Source organism: Pseudomonas sp. S09G 359, from assembly GCF_002843605.1.
In the GTDB taxonomy this organism is placed as follows: domain Bacteria; phylum Pseudomonadota; class Gammaproteobacteria; order Pseudomonadales; family Pseudomonadaceae; genus Aquipseudomonas.
This window is the reverse complement of sequence record NZ_CP025263.1, coordinates 4,475,077-4,496,489: the sequence shown is the minus strand read 5'-3', so window position 1 is coordinate 4,496,489 and position 21,413 is coordinate 4,475,077. Positions and strand designations below refer to the sequence as shown.

Annotated in this window: 19 protein-coding genes; 11 read left to right on the top strand and 8 right to left on the bottom strand. The window is 64.2% G+C overall.

Annotated elements, in window-relative coordinates; genetic code table 11:
• Positions 1–4 precede the first annotated feature (4 nt).
• Complete coding sequence (locus CXQ82_RS20365; protein ID WP_101272010.1) at positions 5–1,090, top strand: tartrate dehydrogenase; 1,086 nt, start codon at positions 5–7, stop codon at positions 1,088–1,090.
• Positions 1,091–1,213: 123 nt separating this feature from the next.
• On the opposite strand, the gene CXQ82_RS20360 is transcribed toward CXQ82_RS20365, so the two are convergent.
• Positions 1,214–2,140 carry a glyoxylate/hydroxypyruvate reductase A gene (locus CXQ82_RS20360; protein ID WP_101272009.1) on the bottom strand — a complete coding sequence of 309 codons (927 nt, stop codon included), beginning with the start codon at positions 2,138–2,140 and terminating at the stop codon, positions 1,214–1,216.
• A 193-nt stretch (positions 2,141–2,333) separates the two neighbouring features.
• On the opposite strand from CXQ82_RS20360, the gene gabT reads away from it, so the two are divergent.
• The 3 genes from gabT to CXQ82_RS20345 are packed head-to-tail and all read left to right on the top strand — an operon-like array spanning position 2,334 to position 4,853.
• Complete coding sequence (gene gabT, locus CXQ82_RS20355) at positions 2,334–3,626, top strand: 4-aminobutyrate--2-oxoglutarate transaminase (RefSeq protein WP_101272008.1); 1,293 nt, start codon at positions 2,334–2,336, stop codon at positions 3,624–3,626.
• A 48-nt stretch (positions 3,627–3,674) separates the two neighbouring features.
• Positions 3,675–4,319, top strand: coding sequence for an HAD family hydrolase (locus CXQ82_RS20350; RefSeq protein WP_101272007.1), 645 nt, complete (start codon positions 3,675–3,677; stop codon positions 4,317–4,319).
• A 45-nt stretch (positions 4,320–4,364) separates the two neighbouring features.
• On the top strand, positions 4,365–4,853 hold the full coding sequence (locus tag CXQ82_RS20345; RefSeq protein WP_010449292.1) for an Lrp/AsnC family transcriptional regulator: 489 nt from the start codon (positions 4,365–4,367) through the stop codon (positions 4,851–4,853).
• A 9-nt stretch (positions 4,854–4,862) separates the two neighbouring features.
• On the opposite strand, the gene CXQ82_RS20340 is transcribed toward CXQ82_RS20345, so the two are convergent.
• From CXQ82_RS20340 to CXQ82_RS20310, 7 genes are all read right to left on the bottom strand, one after another.
• A complete protein-coding gene (locus CXQ82_RS20340; protein ID WP_101272006.1) occupies positions 4,863–5,597 on the bottom strand; it encodes a UTRA domain-containing protein in 735 nt (244 codons plus the stop codon).
• 37 nt (positions 5,598–5,634) lie between these two features.
• Entirely contained in the window at positions 5,635–6,201 is a 567-nt protein-coding gene (gene pnuC / locus CXQ82_RS20335; protein ID WP_101272005.1) for a nicotinamide riboside transporter PnuC, read from the bottom strand.
• A gap of 15 nt (positions 6,202–6,216) precedes the next feature.
• Positions 6,217–7,053, bottom strand: a complete 837-nt coding sequence (locus tag CXQ82_RS20330) for a 5'-nucleotidase, lipoprotein e(P4) family (RefSeq protein ID WP_101272004.1) — start codon at positions 7,051–7,053, stop codon at positions 6,217–6,219.
• Positions 7,054–7,065: 12 nt separating this feature from the next.
• On the bottom strand, positions 7,066–9,213 hold the full coding sequence (locus CXQ82_RS20325) for a TonB-dependent siderophore receptor (RefSeq protein ID WP_101272003.1): 2,148 nt from the start codon (positions 9,211–9,213) through the stop codon (positions 7,066–7,068).
• Between the two features lie 125 nt (positions 9,214–9,338).
• Positions 9,339–10,211, bottom strand: coding sequence for a sulfurtransferase (locus CXQ82_RS20320; protein ID WP_101272002.1), 873 nt, complete (start codon positions 10,209–10,211; stop codon positions 9,339–9,341).
• A complete protein-coding gene (locus CXQ82_RS20315; RefSeq protein WP_101272001.1) occupies positions 10,208–11,320 on the bottom strand; it encodes a phosphotransferase enzyme family protein in 1,113 nt (370 codons plus the stop codon). Before CXQ82_RS20315 ends, CXQ82_RS20320 begins: the two co-directional genes overlap by 4 nt.
• Positions 11,317–12,237 (bottom strand): ABC transporter substrate-binding protein, encoded by a 921-nt coding sequence (locus CXQ82_RS20310; protein WP_101272000.1) that lies wholly within the window; start codon positions 12,235–12,237, stop codon positions 11,317–11,319. Before CXQ82_RS20310 ends, CXQ82_RS20315 begins: the two co-directional genes overlap by 4 nt.
• Positions 12,238–12,408: 171 nt before the next feature.
• Between CXQ82_RS20310 and CXQ82_RS20305 the strand changes: the two genes are divergently transcribed.
• From CXQ82_RS20305 to CXQ82_RS20275, 7 genes are all read left to right on the top strand, one after another.
• Positions 12,409–13,359 carry a LysR family transcriptional regulator gene (locus CXQ82_RS20305; protein WP_101271999.1) on the top strand — a complete coding sequence of 317 codons (951 nt, stop codon included), beginning with the start codon at positions 12,409–12,411 and terminating at the stop codon, positions 13,357–13,359.
• 225 nt (positions 13,360–13,584) lie between these two features.
• Positions 13,585–16,083 (top strand): TonB-dependent siderophore receptor, encoded by a 2,499-nt coding sequence (locus tag CXQ82_RS20300; RefSeq protein ID WP_101271998.1) that lies wholly within the window; start codon positions 13,585–13,587, stop codon positions 16,081–16,083.
• 45 nt (positions 16,084–16,128) lie between these two features.
• Entirely contained in the window at positions 16,129–17,589 is a 1,461-nt protein-coding gene (locus CXQ82_RS20295; RefSeq protein ID WP_101271997.1) for an FAD-dependent oxidoreductase, read from the top strand.
• The gene (locus CXQ82_RS20290) at positions 17,586–18,560 is read left to right on the top strand and encodes an ABC transporter permease (protein ID WP_101271996.1); all 975 of its coding nucleotides are present in this window, start codon (positions 17,586–17,588) and stop codon (positions 18,558–18,560) included. The genes CXQ82_RS20295 and CXQ82_RS20290 overlap by 4 nt, the downstream gene beginning before the upstream one ends.
• Positions 18,557–19,441, top strand: a complete 885-nt coding sequence (locus CXQ82_RS20285; protein ID WP_101271995.1) for an ABC transporter permease — start codon at positions 18,557–18,559, stop codon at positions 19,439–19,441. The genes CXQ82_RS20290 and CXQ82_RS20285 overlap by 4 nt, the downstream gene beginning before the upstream one ends.
• A complete protein-coding gene (locus CXQ82_RS20280) occupies positions 19,438–20,436 on the top strand; it encodes an ABC transporter ATP-binding protein (RefSeq protein WP_101271994.1) in 999 nt (332 codons plus the stop codon). The genes CXQ82_RS20285 and CXQ82_RS20280 overlap by 4 nt, the downstream gene beginning before the upstream one ends.
• A complete protein-coding gene (locus CXQ82_RS20275) occupies positions 20,426–21,412 on the top strand; it encodes an ABC transporter ATP-binding protein (protein WP_101271993.1) in 987 nt (328 codons plus the stop codon). The genes CXQ82_RS20280 and CXQ82_RS20275 overlap by 11 nt, the downstream gene beginning before the upstream one ends.
• The last annotated feature ends 1 nt before the right edge of the window (position 21,413 follow it).

Genomic DNA, 21,413 nt, shown 5'->3' with positions numbered 1-21,413 from the left:
ATCGATGAGCAAGGCATTTAGAATCGCCGCGATTGCCGGCGATGGCATTGGCAAGGAAGTGCTGCCCGAAGGGCTGCGGGTACTGGAACAGGCCGCCAGGATCTGGGACTTGAACCTGAGCATCGAGGTGCTCGACTGGGCCCACTGCGATTACTACCTGGAACACGGGCAGATGATGCCCGACGACTGGTTCGAGCAGCTCAAGGGCTTCGACGCGATTTACTTCGGCGCGGTGGGCTGGCCGGACAAGGTGCCGGACCATATCTCCCTGTGGGGCTCGTTGCTCAAGTTCCGGCGCGACTTCGACCAGTACGTGAATATCCGCCCGGTGCGTCTGTTCCCCGGCGTGCCGTGCCCGCTGGCCGGGCGTGAACCGGGGGATATCGACTTTGTGGTGATCCGCGAAAACACCGAGGGCGAATATTCATCGGTGGGCGGCAAGATGTTCGAGGGCACCGAGCATGAGTTCGTGCTGCAGGAGTCGGTGTTCACCCGACGCGGGGTTGATCGCATCCTCAAGTTCGCCTTCGACCTGGCCCAGACCCGCCCGCGCAAAAAGCTCACGGCGGCGACCAAGTCCAACGGGATCTCCATCAGCATGCCGTACTGGGATGAGCGCACCGCCTTGATGGCGGCCAACTATCCCGAGGTGAGCTGGGACAAGCAGCATATCGACATCCTGTGTGCGCGGTTTGTGTTGCAACCGGATCGGTTCGACGTGGTGGTGGCGTCGAACCTGTTCGGCGATATCCTCTCCGACCTGGGGCCGGCGTGTGCCGGGACGATTGGCATTGCGCCGTCGGCCAACCTCGATCCCGAGCGGCGCTTTCCCTCGTTGTTCGAACCGGTGCATGGCTCGGCGCCGGATATTTATGGGCAGAATATCGCCAACCCGATTGCGATGATCTGGTCGGGGGCGTTGATGCTGGAGTTTCTTGGCAATGGGGATTCGCGGTATCGGGCGGCCCATGATGGGATTTTGCAGGCGATTGAGGCGGTGATTGCAGAAGGGCCGATTACCCCGGATCTGGGCGGGCAAGGTTCAACCCAGGATGTCGGCTGGGCAATTACCGAAAGGCTCCATCTCTAACGCGAACACGGTTAAAAATGTAGGAGGGGGCTTGCCCCCGATAGCTCTGGGTCAGCAACAGATTTTGTAGCTGATGCACCGCTATCGGGGGCAAGCCCCCTCCCACATTTTGATTTGCATGCATCAGTAGCCTTTGTGGCGGTCCACTTCACCTACCATTGGTTCTGCCCGTTCAAATCGCCGAATATTCTCCAACAACACCCCAAACGCACTCGCCGGCTGGGTCATGGCGGCAATATGCGGTGTCAGCACAACCTGCGGGTGGTCCCAGAATGGATGGTCCGCCGGTGCCGGTTCCTCCTGCAGCACATCCAGCACTGCAGCGCTCAGTTGGCCGCTGTCGAGTGCTTCCAGCAAGTCCTCTTCCACCAGGTGCGCGCCACGGCCCATGTTGATCAGCGCTGCGCCCCGTGGCAGTTGCGCAAACAGCTGGCGGTCGAGAATGCCCTGGGTCTGCTCGGTCAACGGCAGCACACACAGCAGAATGTCGCACTGATTCAGAAACGCCGGCAACTGCGCCTCGCTCGCATAACAGTCCACACCGGCAATCGCATGAACACTACGGGCCCAGCCCGATAAGGCAAACCCAAGCGGTGCCAAGGTTGCCAAAATCTGCTGGGCCTGGGCGCCCAGGCCCATCACGCCGACGCGGCGGTTCGCCGCCGGCTGCAACAGGTGCGCCTGCCAGCAGCGTGCGGCCTGCTGCTGACGGTAGCGCAGCATATCCCGGTGCAGGCTGAGCACCGCCCAACTGGCGTATTCGCACATGCCACGGGTGATGCCCGGGTCGAGCAGGCGTACCACCGGCAGTTCGGGCGGCAAGCGGGACAGGTCCAACTGATCTACACCTGCCGACAAGGCAAACAACACTTTCAGGTTGGGCAGCACTTGCTGCAGATCATCCGGCGCCTGCCAGGCGGCCAGGTACTCGACTTCCTCGGGGTTGCCGATATCCGGCCAGGCGCGCCACTCGATATCCGGCGCGTGTTCGGCAAACAGCGCCTGCCAGTGTTGGCCGCGCACCGGGTCAGCTTTATAGAGCAAGGCCATGGGCATTTCCTGCAGGGTTTAGGTAGCGATCATCATCCCCCAAGGCCGGCGCAGGATCTGTTGAAAGGCAGGGGCAAAACAGTTGATCCGAATTTCTCACGGGCCAAGTTCGGCGTAGTTCGTTGCGGGCACGCCGTAATCTGAACAGCATCGCAACCGCCTTCCGGTTGCCGGACTCACGATGGGAAATGCCATGAACAGCAAAGTCGACGAAACCCCTCATTTGCTCCGTCAGCGCGATCAATTCGTGCCCCGTGGCCTGGTGACCGCGCACCCGCTGGTGATCGACCGGGCCCAGGGCGCCGAGTTGTGGGACGTGGATGGCAAGCGTTACCTGGACTTCGTCGGCGGCATCGGCGTGCTCAACATCGGCCACAACCACCCCAAGGTGGTGGCTGCGGTGCAGGCCCAGTTGCAGAAGGTGTCCCATGCCTGTTTCCAGGTGGTGGCCTACCAGCCTTACCTCGATCTGGCGCAGCGCCTGTGTGAAATGGTCGGCGGGCAGGAGGCTTACAAAGCGGCGTTTTTCACCTCCGGCGCCGAGGCAGTGGAAAATGCGGTGAAAATCGCCCGCGCCCATACCAATCGCTCGGCAGTGATCGCGTTTCGGGGCGGCTTCCATGGCCGTACCTTGCTCGGCACCACGCTCACCGGCATGAGCCAGCCCTACAAACAGAACTTCGGGCCGTTCGCCCCGGAGGTGTTCCACACCCCTTACCCGAATGCCTATCGCGGCGTGACCAGCGACGTAGCGCTGAACGCCCTCGATGAACTGCTGGCGACCCAGGTGGCGCCGGAGCGGGTGGCGGCGATCATCATCGAACCGGTGCAGGGCGACGGCGGTTTCCTCACCGCGCCGCCGGAGTTTCTCCAGGCCCTGCGCGCGTTGGCCGACAAGCACGGCATTGTGTTGATCCTCGACGAGATCCAGACCGGCTTCGGCCGCACCGGCACTTGGTTCGGTTTCCAGCACGCCGGTATCCAGCCCGACCTGGTCACCGTGGCCAAGAGCCTGGCCGGTGGCCTGCCGCTGTCCGGGGTGGTCGGCAAGGCGCACATCATGGACGCACCGCTGCCCGGCGGCCTCGGCGGCACCTATGGCGGCAACGCCTTGGCGTGTGCGGCAGCGCTGGCGGTGATCGACGCCTTCGAACAAGAGCAATTGCTCGCGCGCAGCCAAGTGCTGGGCGAACGCCTGCGCCAGGGCCTGCTCGGTTTGCAGGCACGCTACCCACGCATTGGCGATGTGCGCGGCACCGGCTTTATGCTGGCGATGGAGTTGATCAAGGCTGACCCGGCCCGCAGCCCGGATGCCGACCTCAACCAGCGCGTGATCGACGCCGCCCGTGCCGGGGGGCTGCTGGTGATCAAGTGTGGCGTGCACCGTAACGTGCTGCGCTTTCTCGCACCGTTGGTGGCCACCGAGGCCCAGGTCGACGAAGCCGTACAGATTCTCGACGCCGCCTTGGCACGGGTCTTGAACTGAGCCTGAGCCTGTTCAGGCTGAACCGCATCATTGGAGGCTTGACCCCACATGGGACTGACAGATTATCGAGCGTTGCTGATCGACTGCGATGAAGTGCTGGTGGACCGTGACTCGGGGGTCTGGGCGGCGTTGCAACCGCTGCTCGAGAGCCGTGGCGGGCAGCCGCACAGGGAGCAGGTACTGGCTGAGTACAACCAGGTGGTCGCGGCGCTGTACCCGCGTTTCGCGGAGCTGGGCTTCAGTGGCGTGTTGTGCTTCGCCCATCGCCAACTGGCCGAAAGCTGGGGGCTGCACGCCAGTTGGGAGGAGGGCATGAGCTTCGCCCGTTCTGCGGGCAACTGGTCACTGTTCGAGGACGCACCGGGAGCTATGCTCTACTTGCGCAAGTTTTACCGCTTGCTGGTGCGTGGCGACCGCGACGCCGAGGATCGCAGCGTGTTGTGCGAACGCCTGGGCATTGCACCGGAAGATTTCATTTCCCTGGCCGATGACCCGCAATGGCTCAGCGCGCAAGCCGAAGAGGTGCAACCGGTGCTGCATGTGACAGGTCCATCCGTCGACGCAGAGGGCGCGCTGGACCGCTGTTTGATCGGCCGCCACCGGGCCCGGCAGCCTTCGCCGTGCGCCGCGGATTATTGCATCAACAGCATGGCGGACCTGGTGGCGCAGCATCAGCTGTCTTTACGGCGCTGATTTTGCTAGAAGATTGTCTTACAAACGGCAGTCAAGAGGTAGGCAATGGAAGGGCAAGTGAAGCTGGACCGGATCGACATCAGTATTCTGGTTGAACTGCAAAAGGACGGCCGGATGACCAATGTCAGCCTCGCCGACGCCGTGGGCTTGTCTGCCAGCCCGTGTTTGCAGCGGGTCAAGCGGCTGGAGTCGGCCGGGTATATTTCCAGCTACAAGGCGCACTTGAACCTGGCCAAGATCACCGACTCGGTCACGGTGTTTACCGAGATCACCCTCAGCGACCACAAGCGCGAAGACTTCGCCAAGTTCGAATCGAACATCCGCCTGGTCGACGAAGTGCTCGAATGCCATCTGATCAGTGGTGGCTACGACTACCTGGTGCGCTTCATGACCCGCAGCATCCAGCACTACCAGGAAGTGGTCGAGAGCCTGCTGGACAAGAACATCGGCATCTCCAAGTACTTCAGCTACATCGTCATCAAGTCGCCGGTGCTCAAGGACGGCGTGCCGCTGCGCAAGTTGCTGCGGCACTGAGTCGGAGGCTCAAGGCGTGCCGGGGTAGCGTGTCTCCATCACGATCGACAGGGCATCCGGGCGCCAGAATTCCTGGTCGAATTCTACCGGTTGGTTGTCCTCGCCGAAGTTCAGGCGTTCCAGGTAGACGCTGGTGGCCCCGGGTGACAATTGCAACAGCTCGGCCTGTTCTTCATTGACCGTGCCGATGTGCATCTGCAGTTCACACCGCGATTGCACCCGCGCAAAACGCTCGCGCAGCAGTTGCGTCAGGGATGTATTCAGGTCGGCGTCCAACAGGCCGGGGCACCAGCTGGCAAGCAATGCGTTGAATTCCAGCAGCACCGGGCGGCGGTCGATCCAGCGGCGGCGTTGCAGGAAAAACACCGGCTCGTCCGCCGAGGCCAGGCCCATGCGCCTGGCCAGCCAGGCGCCGGCCGGGCGCAGTTCGGCGTGCAGGCATTCGGTGCGGGGCGTGCGGCCCTGGGCACTGACGTAATCCATAAAGCCGCTGATGCGCGTCGGGTCGTAGCGGATACGCTGGGGGCTGACGAACCAGCCCCGGCGGTTTTCGCGGTACACCAGGCCCTCGGCCTCCAGTTGCTGCAAGGCCTGGCGCAGGGTTACGCGGGTGCAGCCGAAGCGTTCGATCATGTCCCGTTCGGAGGGGAACTTCTCGTCGGCCTGGGGGCTGCCTGCGCTGATGTCATTGGCAATCTGTTCGCGGATGCGCTGGTAATGGGGCGAAATGGGGTCGAAAGGCATCCTGGGGTTCCGTGTGCAGGCATGACGTGGGCAGACTCTACCTTTCCTGTTGGCGGAGGTCACGCTGCCAGGCCCGCAGACCATAGGCCGCCAGCAGCACAAAACCGGCGTAGAGCGCGGCGGTCAGATGCAGGTCCTTGTACAGGAACAGGCCCACATAGGCCGCGTCCAGCACGATCCACAGCCACCAACTGACCACGTATTTGCGCGCCGCCCACAGGCTGGCCACCAGGCTGAAGGCGGTGAGCAGCGAGTCGAGCCAGGGCAGGGCGGCGTCGGTGAAGTGATGCATCACGGCGCCCAGGGCCACGGCGCCGACCAGCCCCGCCAACAGGTGTCGCCACGCCTCCTGAGGCGGCAGGCGCTCTACACGCACCTTGCCCGCGTCAATGCGCCCGGTGCTCCAGCGCCACCAGCCATAACCTTGCAGTACGGCAAATACCAGTTGCAGCAGCATGTCCGAATACAGCTTCACATCGAAGAAGATCCAGGCATACAACAACACCGCGACGACGCTGACCGGCCAGCACCAGCGCACCCGCTGTGCGGTGAGCCAGACCCCGGCGATGTTGAAGAACACGGCGACGATTTCGAGTGGCGACATAGGGTTCTCTCGGAACTAGTTTTCCAGATGCAGCGCCTGTTGCTTGAGCTGGCGCTTGCGTTCGAAGGGCAGTTTTTCCTGGTCGCCATAGGGCGCGCTGTACCAGTTGCCGTAGGTGGGGTTGGGCAACAGGAACCAGCGTTGGCCAAGCCAGGCCAGGTACGGCGCGGCGGCCTTGCGTTGGTCCGCCAGGGTGTTGTGTTCGGCTTGCATGAAGTCACCGAAGGAATCGCCCGCCAGCATCAGCACCCGGGCATGGCTGGCCACCCATTGACGCCGGCAGTTCTTGCCGTAGCCGGCCTGCTCGCAATGGCCGGTGGGCGTGCTGGCAGCCAGCACCTGTTCGTTACGCGCCACCGGAAAGCCGCGCAGGCGCAGGTTGTTGACCGTGGCCTGGACCTGGCTGTGTTCGCGGTTGGTGATGTAGTAGACGCTGACGCCTTTTTTATCCGCCGCCTGCAGGAACTCGACGGCGCCTGGCAGGGCCTGCGCCTTGGCCTGGTCGACCCAGGTGTTCCAGCGGTCGTAGGAGTAGACCTGGTTGCTGAGAATGTCCCGGGCGTTGAGCGGCACGTTATCGAGTACGGTTTCGTCGATATCGACCACCACCGCCGGCGGCAGCCCGCTGAGGTTGCGGGGTGGCAAGGGCAGGGCGTCCCAGGTCGGGTCGGCCAGGGCGACGTCCAGCTGACGGGTGGCGCTGGCGAAGATTTGGCGGTAAATCAGCTCGTGCTCGATGGAGGTCTGGGTCCACAGCACTGCGTCCAGTTGGTCGTTGGCGGGCGGTTGCTGCTGGCAGCCGACGAGGGCGGTGGAGAGCAGGCACACACTGGCAAACATCAGATTACGCATAAACACTCAGCCTCAGAAATTGACGGTGGCGGACAGCCGCGCAGTACGTGGCGCGCCCAGGAACAGGTAGCCGTCGCCTGCGGATTCACCCACATCCCGCCAGTAGCGTTTGTCGAACAGGTTGTCGACGGTCAGGCGCAGCACAGTAGCGTAATCGCCGACCTTGGTGGTGTAGCGGCCGCCCACATCGAACACCGCATAGTCGTCGACCTTCACCGTGGCCTCGCGGTTGGCGTATTTACTCGCGCTGTATTGCACCCCGCCGAGCAGGGCCAGGCCGGGTACGCCGGGGATGCTGTAGTCGCCGTGCAGGCTGGCGCGCAGTTTGGGCACGTTGATCGCCTGGTGGCCGTCATAGTCATCGGTGCCGCTGCCGCTGACCTGGGCGCGAATCGCCGCGACGCTGGCCGACACTTGCAGGTCGGAGGTCACGCGGCCGTTGGCGGACAGTTCGATGCCGACGTTCTTCTGCTTGCCTTGCTGCACAAAGGTGATCGTGCCGTCTTCGTTGGGGCGGTTGTATTGCAGGTCCTGGCTGATCTGGAATAACGCGGCCGTCAGGCTCAGGCGCTGGAAGTCACGCTTGATCCCGACTTCCAGCTGGCGCGAGGTGGTGGGTGGCAACACCTCATCGGCGTTGTTGCTGAACCACGCCGCCTCGCCACCCAGGGACAGGCCCTTGCTGTAGCTGGCGTACAACGACGTGTCCGGGCGCGGCTTGTAGATCAACGCCGCCTGGGGCAGGAACACGCTGCGCTGGGTATGGCGGGTGGTGGCGCCGGCCTGGTTGTAGGTCTCTTCGTCGAGACGCACCTGGCGCCCGCCGAGGATGGTTTGCCATTGCTCGTTGAAGCTGATGCGGTCGCTGGCGAACAGGCCGTACTGGCGGCTGTCGAGGCGCCGGTAGGTGTGGCCCAGCGGGCCGTCGTAGGGTTCCAGCACCGGTGACGGCTGATAGATATTGCCTTCGCCGATGTACTCGTTGACCGATTGGCGCCGGTCCACCAGGCGGCGGAATGCGCTGGTGCCAACGGTCAGGTCATGCTTGAGAAAGCCGGTGTCAAACTGGCCGTTGAGCGCGGCCTGGGCTTCCTCATTGCTACGCGTGTCATCGGGACTGCGGTAGTCGGAGATGTCGTAGTCGCCCTCGGCGCTGAAGTGGTTGGGCACCGCGGTGCCTGCGCAACTGGCGGCGCCGTAGCAGCCCCAGGCGAAGGTGCTGTAGTCGTCGATCACCACGCGGCTGCGGGATGCGCTGAAGCTGGCTTTCCACGCGTCGTTGAAGCGGTACTCGAACAGCCCGTCGAGGTTCAGCGACTGGATACCCACCGGGTTCGACCAGCTCTGGTACGCCAGCAGATCCTTGGGCGAGACATGGTGCGGCACCTCGGTCCCCCCGAGCAATTGATAGCCCGGCACCGAGCGCTGCTCGCGGTTCTGGTACTCGGCGTTGAGTTGCAGCAAGGCGTTGGGGCTGATGTTCCAGTCCAGCGCCAGGGAGGCGAAATCGCGCTTGCCGTCGGCGTGGTCGACGTAGGAGCGAATATCCTCATGGGCCAGGTTGATGCGCACGCCCACCTGCTGTTCGGTGCCAAGCCAACCGCCGATATCGGTGACCAGGTAGCGCTCGCCCTGTTCGTTGGTGGACACGGTGACCGAGCGCACATTCTCCGGGCGTTTGCTCACGTAGTTGACCAGGCCGCCGGGCTCCGAGACGCCACTCTGCAAGCCGGCCAGGCCCTTGAGCACTTCCACCTGCTGCTTGTTCTCCAGCGCCACGTTTTGCTCGCCGGTGATGGTGCGACCGTTGATCTTGTAGCTGCTGGCCGGGTTCAGGGCAAAGCCGCGTATCACGAAATTCTCGTAGTAGCCGACGGGGGCATAGCTGTCGCCGACCGAGGCGTCATTCTTCAAGACCTCGCTGAGCAGGCGCGCCTGCTGGTCTTTCAAGCGGCCTTCGGTGATCACCGAGACGGACGCCGGGGTGTCCAGCAACGGCGCGTTGTCGAAGCCGGCCACGGCGGCTTTTTTGGCCTGGTAGTCGGTGGCCTCCTGGCCGACCACGGTGACGGTGTCCAGGGTCGTGTCCTGGGCGTGAGCCGCCGCAGCGGCGAGGGTGATGCTCAAGGCGAGCAGGGTGTGACGGTAAGGTGTAGCCATGAAAAGAGCGCTCCAAAGGCCTGCCGCCGCTGCCGTACGCTTTTATCGGGCAACAGGGTGCCCAGCGCTGCGCAACGACGGGTTGCCAGTACGAAATGAAAAAGCCGAGTTCGCCGCAGAGGGCGTCAGGCCGGAGCTGCTCCGGTAGTCATTGGTAAGCGTGCGTCGGCGGCCCATTCCTGCAGGGAGCCGTCGTAGAGTGTGATGTCCTGGCGCCCCAGCAGGGTCAGGGCCAGGGCGTTGGCGGCGGCCGAGATACCGCCGCCGCAATACAACACCAGGGGGCCTTCGCTGTGCAGCAGCGTGGGGCCGATAGCCAGGGCCAGGGCATCCTTGGGCAGGTAGCGGCCATGGGCGTCGAACAGGTTGCGCGCCGGCAGGTTACGGCTGCCGGGGATATGCCCGCGCCGGGCGTAGCGGGTGGCGGCGCTGCCGTCGAAGAGTGCCGCACCCAGGGCGCAGATCAAGACCCCAGGCGCTTGCCCGGCGACAATGGCTTCGACGCCGACGCGGTCGATCCACGCCTGCGGGCGCCGGTTGATCGGCCAAGGTTGCACCGCAGCAATCGATGCCGCAGGTCCGCCGTGTTCGGGCAAACCCGCTTGGCGCCAGGCGTTGAATCCGCCATCGAGTACCGACGCTTCGATGCCCACGCCGCGCAGCATCCACCACAGGCGGGCGGCCCAGAAACCGTCGGCGCGATCGTAGATTACCAAGGTTTTATCCACCCCCGCGCCGAGCGCTGCCAAGCCTTGCACCAGCGCGTCGGGCGCTGGCAAGGCAAAGCTGAAACTGGCCTGGGTATCCGCCAGTGCCGTCAACAAATCAGCGTGTCGCGAGCCGGGAATATGCGCTTGCAACCAGCCGTCATAACCGCTGGCAACCCGATAGTCACCGTCGAATTGCGGCGACGGCAGCAGCACCGTGGCGTCCAGCACCACCAGCGCCGGGTCGGCCAGCTGTGCGTGCAACCATTGGGCATCGACCAGCAGGCTCATACGCTTCGGCGCCGGATATGCCCAAGCAGGCGTTGCCCCTCGGCACCCGCAAACCAGCGCAGATGACCGAGCAGGTAGGCGTAGTAGGCCACGTCGGCGCTGGCGCTGGAGCCGACCACGTCCTGGTAATACGCGACCTCGGACAGGGCAAAATCCACATGCACCAGCGGCAGCAAGGCGCTGAGTGTGTGTAAGTCGTGTGCACTCAACGGGCGCATCTGGTGATAACCATTGAGCAGGGCATCAACGCTGTCGAGGTCGGCGCTGGCCGTGCCGCCGCTGTCCAGGTCCAGCCAGGGCACGGCGTTGCGTTCGATGGCGGTGGCCAGGTCGAAGAGCGCGAACGTGCGGTCGGCCAGGCCGAAATCCAGCACGCTGGAGACGCTGCCGTCTGCACTCCACAGCAGGTTGGAGGCGTGCCAGTCGTTGTGGGTCCACAGCGGTGGCTGGTTGCGTAATAAGGGCTGTAGCGCTTGGTGCCATGGCAACAGCAGCTCGCTGAGCTGGGCGTGCCAATCTTTGTCGGCGAGGTAGGCGCTGTGGCGGTTGGCGATGGCGTGCAGCGGTGCCTCGTGCTCGATCAGCCGCGCATTGGCCAGCAGCACGGCGGTGCGGCGTGGCGGCGCGGCGTAGTGTTCGGCGGCTTGATGCAAACGGGCCAGGGCCTGGCCAGCGGCGAGGGCATGCTGGTGGTGCTGGAACGGCGACCACGACAGCGCGTCGCGGTACAGGTCGAGACCCTCGGCCAGGTGGTGCACTTCATAGGTCCACTCGCCTAGCACGGTGGCCGTCGCCCCGTGGCGGTTCGGCACCACGGCTGCTACCGGCGCGCCCTGGCGATGCAGGTGGGCGATCAGTTGGTGTTCTTCTTCCAGCCACGCGGCCTGGCGCACCTGCTGGTGATGGCGTTTGACGAACAGCGTCGCATCGGCGGTGGTGATCAAGCCGGCAGCGGAAAATGGCCGCGGGCTGTGCCAATGCAGGCTGTGCAGCGGGCCGAGTTGCGGGTAATCACGCAGCAGGTGTTCGATGTCGGTTTCGTGCAGGGCCGGCCAATCCGCGGTGACAGGCTCCAGCCCCAGGCCATGGGCGGTACGTTGCGGGTTCATGGGCGCGCCTCGGGCAGGTAGGCGTTGCTGGTCGCGCCTCGCCACACTTGCGGGTTGTCGAGCACCGCATGGTGGTGCAACCACTCGGCGTAAGGCGCGATCAGCGCCTGGCGTTGCTCGCCCCAGCGGCCTTGGTGCAGCCAGGTGGGGGCGATTTTATGCAGCGAGGCGCTCAGCAGTTCTGCCGGGAAATACGGCGTGGTGTGTTCATACGCGCTGAGGGCAATCGACGGCTCCTCGGCCACGGCCAGGTAACCGCGGGCGGTGGCGGCGAGAAAGTCGCGCACCACCTCGGGCTTGTCCGCCAACGTGCGTTCGTGGGCGCCGAGCAGGTAGCTGTGATAGGCCGGTGCGCCGATCTCGTCCACCGGCAACACCACCCGGCGCGCCGCCTCGATGGGGCTGTGCATCAGTGCTTCCCAGGCCCAGTAACCACCGAAACTGGCGTCGGCGACGCCTTCTGCCAGTTGCTCGGGGCGCAACTCGCGCACGCCGCTGTCCACCAGGATCACGCCATCGGGGTCGCCGCCGTCGCGGCTGACCAAGTGACGCACCATGGCCAGGCCACGCGGCGTGGGGTTGAGCGCCAGGCGCTTGCCCACCAGGTCGCGGGGGCGCCGGATGCCGGAATCGGTGAGGGTCTGGATGGACTCCAGCCCGGCATGGTTGATCGCCGCGATGCCTTGCAACGCCTGGCCCAGGCTACGGCGTACCAGCAGGCGGTTGCTGGGGAATACGCCGAAATCGGCGGCGCCGTTCAGCAGGTGCTCCAGGGTGTCGCCACGGTAGGGGTCGTGCACCACCAGTTCCACATCCAGGCCCAACTCCGCATACCAGCCGCGCTCCCGTGCCAGGTACAAACCCGCCGAATTCGGCCATGGGTGAAAGTACTCCAGCATTACCTTTACCGACACCATCGCGTGTTACTCCAGCCCAACGTCCTTTGATGGGAGCGATTTATAAGCGAGCAATCTGGTATATACCAATATCCTTTATTGCTATGGATATAACCGCGTGGTTCGGCTCTGCCCTGAGCGAGTGCTGCTGTGTACACTCCACCGCCATCAGTTACTTCAAAGGAGATTCCGGTGGATCTACGCCAGCTGGAAGCATTTGCCGCAGTCATGTCGGCAGGCAGTGTCACCGGTGCCGGGCAGATGCTGGGCCGTTCGCAGCCGACGGTCACGCGCCTGATCCAGGAGTTGGAACAGGAGCTGGGCTTTGCGTTGTTCGAGCGCAGCGGCCCCAAAGTCACGCCCACCCAGAAAGCCTTCAAGCTGTCGGCCGAGGTGGACAGTGCGCTGCAAGGGGTTCGGCATGTGCAGCAGCGGGCCTTGAACATCGCCCGTGACGAGAACCTCAGCCTGCGCGTGGTCGCAACCCCGGCCCTGGCGGCCGGCCTGGTACCCCCGGCCCTGGCGCGCTTGCCGAACCACCTGCGCCCTCAGCAATTGCAGATCCAGAGCCTCACGCCCGAAGGTGTGGTGCAGGCGGTATTGGCCAAAACCGTTGACCTCGGCGTGGTCAGCCTGCCCCTGGAGCACCGTGGCCTGGAAGTGCACTGGATCGGTGAGGCCGCTTGCGTGGCCGTACTGGCAGAGGACTCACCGCTGGCGGCGGAGTCGGTACTGAGCATGCAGACCCTGGCGCAGCACACGCTGATCAGTATTTCCAACCCGTTTCGCTTTCGCCGCCGGATCAACAAGGCATTTGAAAACGTCGGCGCCGAGCCCCAGCACATCCTCGAAACCAACACCTCGTTGACCGCCATGCAAATGGCCCGCGCCGGTCTCGGCGTGGCCTTGGTCGATCCGTTCACTGCGTTTGGCGTGCCGCTCAGCGGCGTGGTGGTGCGGCCGATCGAAAGCACCATTCCGTTTTTCTTCGGCTTGATTTCCGCCTACGCCAGCCCGCTGTCCGAGGTGGCCCAGGCATTGATCGAGGCGCTGCAAGCCTGCTCCCAGGAGTTACTCCCGGGCATGATCATCCACCCGGCCAACGCGCATGACGCCTTGATGCAGCGCATTTACGCCAGCTGACCCTTTATATTCAATTTGGAGATATGCATAGCTCTATTAATTAGTAGATGGAATAAGTGATGCGCCTTAGTATTCATTTACCGCATTCAATGCGCCAATGAATCACGAAAACGAATTGATGACTGTTCACCCAGCTCATCTTGCTTCGCGGACATCCAGCCGACCTCGGCAAATCGCCGCACGACCAGTTACACCCTTTTTGGCGATTTTTCGGGGAGTTTGCCCATGCAACCCAGCTTTTCATCGAACGCATTTTTTTCACCGGCAGCCTTCGCGCTGACCGGGTTGTGCCTGGCGTCTACACCGCTGTTGGCCGATGACGACCCAGACACAGAACGCAAGAAAGCCGAGCCGGTCATGCAGACCGTGGTGTCGGTGGGCAACCGCGGCAACCAGCGCACCGTGGCGCAGAGCGCCGTGCCGATCGACGTGATCGGTGGCGAAGACCTGCAGAAGCAGGGCGGCAGCACGGCGCTGCGCGATGCGCTTGAGCACCTGTTGCCTTCGTTCAACGTGGCCAAGGTCACGGGCGGTGCCTACAGCAACGTGGCACGGGCGGCCGGCCTGCGCGGTTTGGGCGGCGGTTATGTGCTGGTACTGGTCAACGGCAAGCGCCGGCATGGCGGCTCGGTCGCGTCGGAGAACTCGGTATTGGTCGAGGGCTGGAACCCGGCGGACCTCGATCTGATTCCCATCAGCGCCATCGACCGTGTCGAGGTGCTGCGCGACGGTGCGGCCGCCCAATATGGTTCGGACGCCATTGCCGGGGTGATCAATATCATCCTCAAGTCCGACAGCAGCGGCGGCAGTTCCAGCACCATGGCCGGGCGCCGCTCCCATTACGCCAGCGGCGTCGGCTCCAACGGTGAGACCTACCAACAAACCTTCAACTACGGTTTGCCATTGCCCAACGAAGGGTTCTTCAATTTCGCCCTCGACGCCAAGAAGCAGGACAGCACCAAGCGCTCCGGCGTGGCCACCGGTGCGTTCTACTACCCGGTCAACGGCCAACCCGACCCCCGCGAAAACACCGTGGAGAAGCGCAGCTTTGGTGGCGGCCTGCCTGAAATCGAGCAGATCAACCTGTCGTACAACGCCGAATTGCCGCTCAACGATTCAACCTCGTTGTATTCCTTCAGCACCTTGGGCAAGCAGGATGCTCTGGTGTCCATTGGCTTTCGGCGGCCCAATTCCAACACCATCATCAACGAGCTGTACCCGGATGGCATTGCGCCGGATTTCACCTTTGAAAGCCTCGACTACCAAAGCACCTTCGGTGCCCGTGGTGATGACCTGGCAGGGTGGGGCTGGGACCTGAGCACCTCGTATGGCGCCAACCGCCAGAAGCAGATGACCGAAAACAACCTCAACCCGTCCCTGGGCACTGCCAGCCCCACCGACTTCACCTTGCAGACCAACCAGTTCACGCAGTGGACCACCAACCTGGACCTCAACCGCAAGCTCGATATCGGCACGCGCAACCCGCTGAACTTTGCCACCGGCCTGGAATACCGCTTCGAGCAGTACCGCACGGAGTCCGGCGATGTCGACTCCTACCGCAATGGCAACTATCGCTACCCGGTCGGCCACCCGCGTGCAGGCCAGTTGGCGGCTATCGGCGCCCTCGGCAATTACCTGTTGCTGCCCGAGGATGAGGTCAACCTGCGTCGCAGTGACACGGCGGCCTATATCGATCTTGGCCTGGACGTGACTGATAAATGGTTCGTGGGCGCCGCCGGGCGTTTCGAGCATTACACCGACAGCTCGGGCAATACCTGGACCGGCAAGCTCTCCACCCGCTATGCCTTCACCCCGGAGATTGCTGCACGCGGCGCGCTCAGCAGTGGTTTCGTTGCACCCTCGATGGTGCAGCAGGGGTACGCCAAGACGGGGCTGGGCCGTCGCACCGTGGGCAACACCACCCAAGACATCATGATCAAGCGCGTGCAGACCTATTCGGCTATCGGCCGTGCACTGGGCGCCGAAGACCTCGAGCCGGTGAAGTCGCAAAGCATCTCTGCCGGCCTGACCTGGACCCCGGTCAAAGACCTCAACGTGGCCTTGGATGCCTACGTGATCGACCTGCAGGATCGCATCGCGCTGATCAGCCCGTTGTCGGGCGCGGCCGTCGACCAGATCCTCGCGGCCAACGGGTTTTCCCATGTGCAGCAGGTGCAGTACTACGCCAATGCCTTCGATACCCGCACCAAGGGCCTCGACCTGGTAGCCGACTACACCCAGTACCTGGAGCGTTTCGGCCGCCTGCGCTGGAACGTTGGCGCCAACTGGAACAAGGCCACCATCACCGACCTCAAGGCCAACCCGGCGCAATTGCAGAGCCTCGGCCTGCAGCGTTTCGAGCGCACCGAGCTGGGTGGGATTACCGACCTGACCCCCAAGAGCAAGTACATCGTCGGCCTCAACTGGCAGGTCAATGACTGGGACGTCGGCGTACGCACCACCCGCTACGGCAAGGTCAAGCGCCTGGGCAGCGGCACCACCGGGGTGGATGAAACCTTCGGCGCCAAATGGATCACCGATGTCGACGTGACGTATGCCCTGACCGACAACGTGCGGGTCTCCCTGGGCGCTGACAACCTGTTCAACGTCTACCCGGACAAGCACACCGTGACCGATGTTTCCGGCGGTTCCTACTACTCGTCGATCTCGCCATTCGGTTCCTACGGGGCGTTCTACTACAGCCGCCTGAACATCGACTTTTAACCTATGCGGGCCGTGTGCCCGCTCACTTGATCGAGTACCCCAACGATGCCGCACACCACCGCACCCATCGGTCTACCCGCCCTCGAAGCGCGCCTGCGCGAGGACCTGGAGTGGCTCGACCTTCCCGCCCAGCCCTGGGTGAAACCGCGCCAGCTGGAGGGGCGGCCCTTGCTGGAAGTGGCCGTGATCGGCGGCGGGATGGCGGGCATGGCGGTGGCGGCTGAGCTTGGCCACCTGGGCGTGCGGGCGGTGGTGTTCGACCAGGCGGCGCAAGGTTTCGAAGGGCCGTGGGCAACCACCGCGCGCATGCAAACGCTGCGCTCGCCCAAGCAGTTGAGCGGACCGGCCCTGGGCTTGCCGGCGCTGACGTTCCGCGCCTGGTTCCAGGCGCAGTTCGGCCTGCAGGCGTGGGAGGCGCTGGATAAAATTCCGCGCCTGCAATGGGCCGATTACTTGCGCTGGTATCGCCAGGTGCTGCGCCTGGATGTGCGCAACCAGCACCGTGTCACCCGGGTGCAACCGTTGGCGGATGGGCGCGTGGAGTTGCACGTTGAGGTGCAAGGCCAGGCACAGGTGTTCTCGGCACGGCACGTGGTGTTGGCCACCGGGCGCGATGGGTTGGGCGGCCCTTGGGTGCCTGAGCTGGCGCGCCAGTTGCCCCGCGAGTATTGGGCGCATTCCGCCGATGGCCTGGAGGATGCCTGGTTTGTCGGCAAGCGCGTGGCGGTAATCGGCGGCGGCGCCTCGGCGATGGACGCTGCCGGTACCGCGCTGGAAGCCGGCGCGCTTAACGTCGACCTGCTGGTACGGCGCAAGGATCTGCCACGTATCAACAAGGGCAAAGGCGCCGGCAGCCCGGGCATGACCCATGGCTACTGGCGCTTGCCGGACGATTGGAAGTGGAGCATCCGCCATTACCTGAACTTGCAGCAGGTGCCGCCGCCCCATGGCAGCACCTTGCGGGTGTCGCGCCACGCCAATGCACGCTTTCTGCTGAGCAGCCCCGTCGAGTCGGTGGCGGTCCAAGGCGACGGCAGCCTGGTGCTGCACACCCCCACGGCGCGGTTGAGCTACGACTTTCTGGTGTTCGCCACCGGGTTTCGCAGCAACCTCGACTTGCGTCCGGAATTCGCGCCGTTCGCGCCGCATATCAAACTCTGGCGCGACCGCTACACCGCGCCCGCCGGCCAGGAAGACCTGGAGCTGTCGCAACTGCCGGACCTCGGCGCGCTGTTCGAATTCCAGCCGCGCACGCCCGGCGCCTGCCCTGGCCTGGACCGCGTGCATTGCTTCAGTTACCCGGCAGCGCTGACTTACGGCGGCGTATCCGGCGACATCCCGGCCATCAGCGAAGGCGCCAAGCGTATGGCCCAGGGCCTGGCCGGGCAGTTGTTCAACGATGACGTCGAGCTGCACTTCGCCGCCATGCAAACCTATGCCGAACCAGAGCTGCAAGGCGATGAATGGCAGGTGGGCAGTCTGCGGGCCGAGGAGCGGCGTACATGACCGCGTGGTTACTCCGGCGTGTGGGCCAGGCCGTGCTGGTGATGCTGCTGATGACCCTGATCGTGTTCGTCGGCCTGAATGCCATCGGCAACCCGGTGGATATCCTCATCGGCGAAGACCTCAACCAGGCCGAACGCTTGCAGGCCATTGCACGCCTGGGCCTGGACCAGCCGCTGTGGCAGCAATACCTCACGTTCCTCAACGGCGCGCTGCACGGTCACCTGGGCAAGAGTTTCGTGCATCACGAAGACGCATTGCAGCTGATCCTGCAGCGGTTGCCGGCGACCTTCGAGCTGGCTTTCAGCGCCTTGCTCATGGCGATTGTGATCGGCGTACCGCTGGGGCTGTTTGCCGGCCTGTATCCGGAACACTTCGCCTCACGGTTGATGATGACGGGCAGCATCGTCGGTTTCTCGCTGCCGTCGTTCTGGGTAGCGCTGATGCTGATCATGCTGTTTTCGGTGCACCTGGGCTGGCTGCCCGCCAGTGGGCGTGGCGCGACACGTGAATGGCTGGGTATCCAATGGTCATGGTTGACCCTCGATGGCTGGCAGCACTTGTTGCTGCCGGCGTTGAACCTGGCGTTGTTCAAAATTTCCCTGGTGCTGCGCCTGACCCGCGCCGGCGTGCGCGAAATCCTGCCCCAGGATTTCGTCAAGTTCGCCCGGGCCAAGGGGCTGTCGCCGCTGCGAGTGACGCTTATGCATGTGTTGCGCAATACCTTGATTCCGCTGGTGACGGTGCTCGGCCTGGAGCTGGGCTCGACCATCGCCTACGCGGTGGTCACCGAAAGCATCTTCGCCTGGCCCGGCGCCGGCAAACTGATCCTCGACAGCATCAACAGCCTCGATCGGCCGGTGGTGGTGGCGTACCTGATGGTGGTCGTGGTGATTTTCGTCAGCCTCAACCTGCTGGTGGATGTGCTGTATCGCCTGCTGGATCCGCGCGTGCGCCTGGAAGGTGCGCAATGACCCGCGTGCAGTCACTGTGGCAACGCGGCGCCATGGATTTCATGCGTTCGCCCCTGGCGATTGTCGGCCTGCTGATCCTGGCGGTGATCGTATTGGCCGCGCTGCTGGCGCCGTGGATCACTCCGCAAAATCCCTATGACCTGATGCAGCTGGATGTACTGGATGCACGCCTGGCGCCCGGCGCCACCAGCGGCGAAGGGCATTACACCTATTGGCTGGGCACCGACGGCCAGGGGCGTGACCTGTATTCGGCGATTGTCTACGGGCTGCGTATCAGCCTGCTGGTGGGGGTTGGCTCGGCGTTGATCGCCGCCGTGATCGGTACGTTGCTCGGGCTGGTGTCGGCGTATGCCGGCGGCTGGGTGGATGCGCTGCTGATGCGCCTGGTGGACCTGCTGTTGTCGTTTCCCGGCATCCTGATGGCGCTGATGATCCTGGCCTGGCTGGGCAAGGGCGTGGGCAACGTGGTGCTGACCCTGGTGGTGCTGGAGTGGGCGTACTACGCACGTACCGCGCGTGGCCAGGCGCTGGTGGAAAGCCGCCGTGAGTACGTCGAGGCCGCCCGTGGTCAGGGCATCAGCCGCTGGCGCATCCTGGTCGGGCATATCCTGCCCAACTGCCTGCCGCCACTGATTGTGATCGGTGCGCTGCAGATCGCCCGCGCCATCACCCTGGAGGCGACCCTGTCGTTCCTTGGCCTTGGCGTACCGATTACCGAACCGTCCCTGGGCCTGCTGATCGCCAACGGCTTCCAGTTCATGCTCGGTGATGAATATTGGATCAGTGTGTTCCCCGGCTTGGCGCTACTGCTGACCATCGTCGCGATCAACCTGGTAGGCGACCGCCTGCGGGACGTGCTCAATCCGAGGTTGCAGCGATGAAACCATTGGATAACGCGGTACTGCCGGCGACCCTGGAAGTGCGCAACCTGTCGACCTCCTTCCACACGCGCGACGGCATTCTACCGGCAGTGCGCGAGGTGTCCCTGCGCCTGCAACCGGGGCGCATTCTGGGGCTGGTGGGCGAGTCGGGTTCGGGTAAATCCGTCACCGGTTTCTCTATCCTCGGGCTGGTAGATGCGCCGGGGCGTATCAGCGGCGGTCAGATCCTGTTCCAGGGCCGCGACCTGGTTCAGCTCCGCCCGGCGCAGTTGCGCCAGTTGCAGGGCAACCGCATCGCGATGATCTTTCAAGACCCGATGATGACGCTCAACCCGGTGCTGCGCATCGACACGCAAATGATCGAAGCCGTGCGTGCCCACAACCCGATGAGCAAGCGCCAGGCGCGCGAGCATGCCTGCGCCACCCTGGCGTCGATGGGCATTGCCAGCCCCGAAGAGCGCCTGCGCGCCTACCCGCATCAACTGTCCGGCGGCATGCGCCAGCGGGTAGCGATTGCCATCGCGTTGTTGCACCGCCCCGATCTGATCATCGCCGATGAACCGACCACCGCGCTCGACGTGACCATCCAGGCGCAGATTCTCGGCGAGGTGCAGAAACTGGTGCGCGAGCAAGGCACTGCACTGATCTGGATTACCCATGATCTGTCGGTGGTCGCCGGCCTGGCCGATGACGTGGCGGTGATGTACGCCGGGCGCATCGTGGAGCAGGGCAGCGTCGACGCAGTGCTCGACCGGCCGCTGCACCCCTACACCCAAGGCTTGATCGACAGCCTGCCGAGTCGCAACCGGCGTGGCCAGCGCCTGCGGCAGATCCCCGGGATGGCCCCGGACCTGCTGTCCATGCCCGCCGGTTGTGCATTCGCCGAGCGTTGCAGCCGTGCCAGCAATGCCTGCATCGAGCAGCCGCAGCCCCTTGAAATCGAACCCGGTCGCAGCGTGCGTTGCTTCCATCCTGGAGGTGTGCATGGCCAATGAACCCGTGCCGTTGATTGAGTTGCGACAGGTCAGCAAACAGTTTGGCCAGGCGCCCGGCGGCCTGTTGCAACGCCTCGGCCTGAGCCGCCCACGTCCGCTGACGCGCGCGGTAGACAACGTCGACCTGCGTATTGCCCGCGGCGAAGTGGTAGGGCTGGTGGGGGAGTCCGGTTGCGGCAAATCCACCCTGGGGCGCATGGTCGCCGGCCTGCTGCCGGCTTCCAGTGGCAGCGTGGCGCTGGACGGCCAGCCGATGCACGCGCTGGGCGCGGCGCAAAGGCTCAAGGTGCAAATGATCTTCCAGGACCCGTACGCCAGCCTCAACCCACGGCTGCGGGTCGACCGTATTGTCGGCGAAGGGGCATTGCGCCAGGGGTTGATCGACCGTGGCGGGTATGACGACTACGTCAGCGCCCAGTTGCGCCGTGCGGGCCTGAGCCCCGAGTTGCGCCAGCGTTACCCGCACCAATTCAGCGGCGGTCAGCGCCAACGCATCGGTATCGCGCGCGCCCTGGCCGTGCAGCCGCAGTTGCTGGTGTGTGACGAGTCGGTGGCGGCGCTGGATGTGTCGATCCAGGCGCAGATCCTCAACCTGTTCATGGACCTGCGCGAGCAACTGGGGCTGACCTACCTGTTTATCAGCCATGACCTCGGCGTGGTCGAGCACCTGTGCGACCGCGTGGTGGTGATGTACCTGGGGCGGGTGGTGGAGTCGGCGACCGTGGATGAACTGTTCGCCCGCGCTAACCACCCTTACACCCAGGCGTTGCTGGCGCAGATCCCCAAGTTCGAATTGCGTCGCAGCCAGTACCAGGCGATTCGCGGCGAAATCCCGAGCCCCTTGAACCCGCCCACGGGCTGCCACTTTCACCCGCGTTGCCCGCATGCCACGGCGCGTTGCCGTGAAGAAATACCGCCGCTTCGAGAAGTGTCACCCGACCACTTGAGCGCCTGCCACCTCAACCTTGCCTCTTAGG

Bases quoted from the DNA above. Each gene is read 5' to 3' on its own strand.
- CXQ82_RS20340 (WP_101272006.1), bottom strand. From the start codon at position 5,597: ATGCCTTTCGACCCCATTTCGCCCCATTACCAGCGCATCCGCGAACAG.
- CXQ82_RS20350 (WP_101272007.1), top strand. From the start codon at position 3,675: ATGGGACTGACAGATTATCGAGCGTTGCTGATCGACTGCGATGAAGTG.
- gabT (WP_101272008.1), top strand. From the start codon at position 2,334: ATGAACAGCAAAGTCGACGAAACCCCTCATTTGCTCCGTCAGCGCGAT.
- CXQ82_RS20275 (WP_101271993.1), top strand. From the start codon at position 20,426: ATGGCCAATGAACCCGTGCCGTTGATTGAGTTGCGACAGGTCAGCAAA.
- CXQ82_RS20320 (WP_101272002.1), bottom strand. From the start codon at position 10,211: ATGAGCCTGCTGGTCGATGCCCAATGGTTGCACGCACAGCTGGCCGAC.
- CXQ82_RS20285 (WP_101271995.1), top strand. From the start codon at position 18,557: ATGACCCGCGTGCAGTCACTGTGGCAACGCGGCGCCATGGATTTCATG.
- CXQ82_RS20310 (WP_101272000.1), bottom strand. From the start codon at position 12,237: ATGGTGTCGGTAAAGGTAATGCTGGAGTACTTTCACCCATGGCCGAAT.
- CXQ82_RS20330 (WP_101272004.1), bottom strand. From the start codon at position 7,053: ATGCGTAATCTGATGTTTGCCAGTGTGTGCCTGCTCTCCACCGCCCTC.
- CXQ82_RS20315 (WP_101272001.1), bottom strand. From the start codon at position 11,320: ATGAACCCGCAACGTACCGCCCATGGCCTGGGGCTGGAGCCTGTCACC.
- CXQ82_RS20365 (WP_101272010.1), top strand. From the start codon at position 5: ATGAGCAAGGCATTTAGAATCGCCGCGATTGCCGGCGATGGCATTGGC.
- CXQ82_RS20290 (WP_101271996.1), top strand. From the start codon at position 17,586: ATGACCGCGTGGTTACTCCGGCGTGTGGGCCAGGCCGTGCTGGTGATG.
- CXQ82_RS20345 (WP_010449292.1), top strand. From the start codon at position 4,365: ATGGAAGGGCAAGTGAAGCTGGACCGGATCGACATCAGTATTCTGGTT.
- CXQ82_RS20360 (WP_101272009.1), bottom strand. From the start codon at position 2,140: ATGGCCTTGCTCTATAAAGCTGACCCGGTGCGCGGCCAACACTGGCAG.
- CXQ82_RS20300 (WP_101271998.1), top strand. From the start codon at position 13,585: ATGCAACCCAGCTTTTCATCGAACGCATTTTTTTCACCGGCAGCCTTC.
- pnuC (WP_101272005.1), bottom strand. From the start codon at position 6,201: ATGTCGCCACTCGAAATCGTCGCCGTGTTCTTCAACATCGCCGGGGTC.
- CXQ82_RS20325 (WP_101272003.1), bottom strand. From the start codon at position 9,213: ATGGCTACACCTTACCGTCACACCCTGCTCGCCTTGAGCATCACCCTC.
- CXQ82_RS20295 (WP_101271997.1), top strand. From the start codon at position 16,129: ATGCCGCACACCACCGCACCCATCGGTCTACCCGCCCTCGAAGCGCGC.
- CXQ82_RS20280 (WP_101271994.1), top strand. From the start codon at position 19,438: ATGAAACCATTGGATAACGCGGTACTGCCGGCGACCCTGGAAGTGCGC.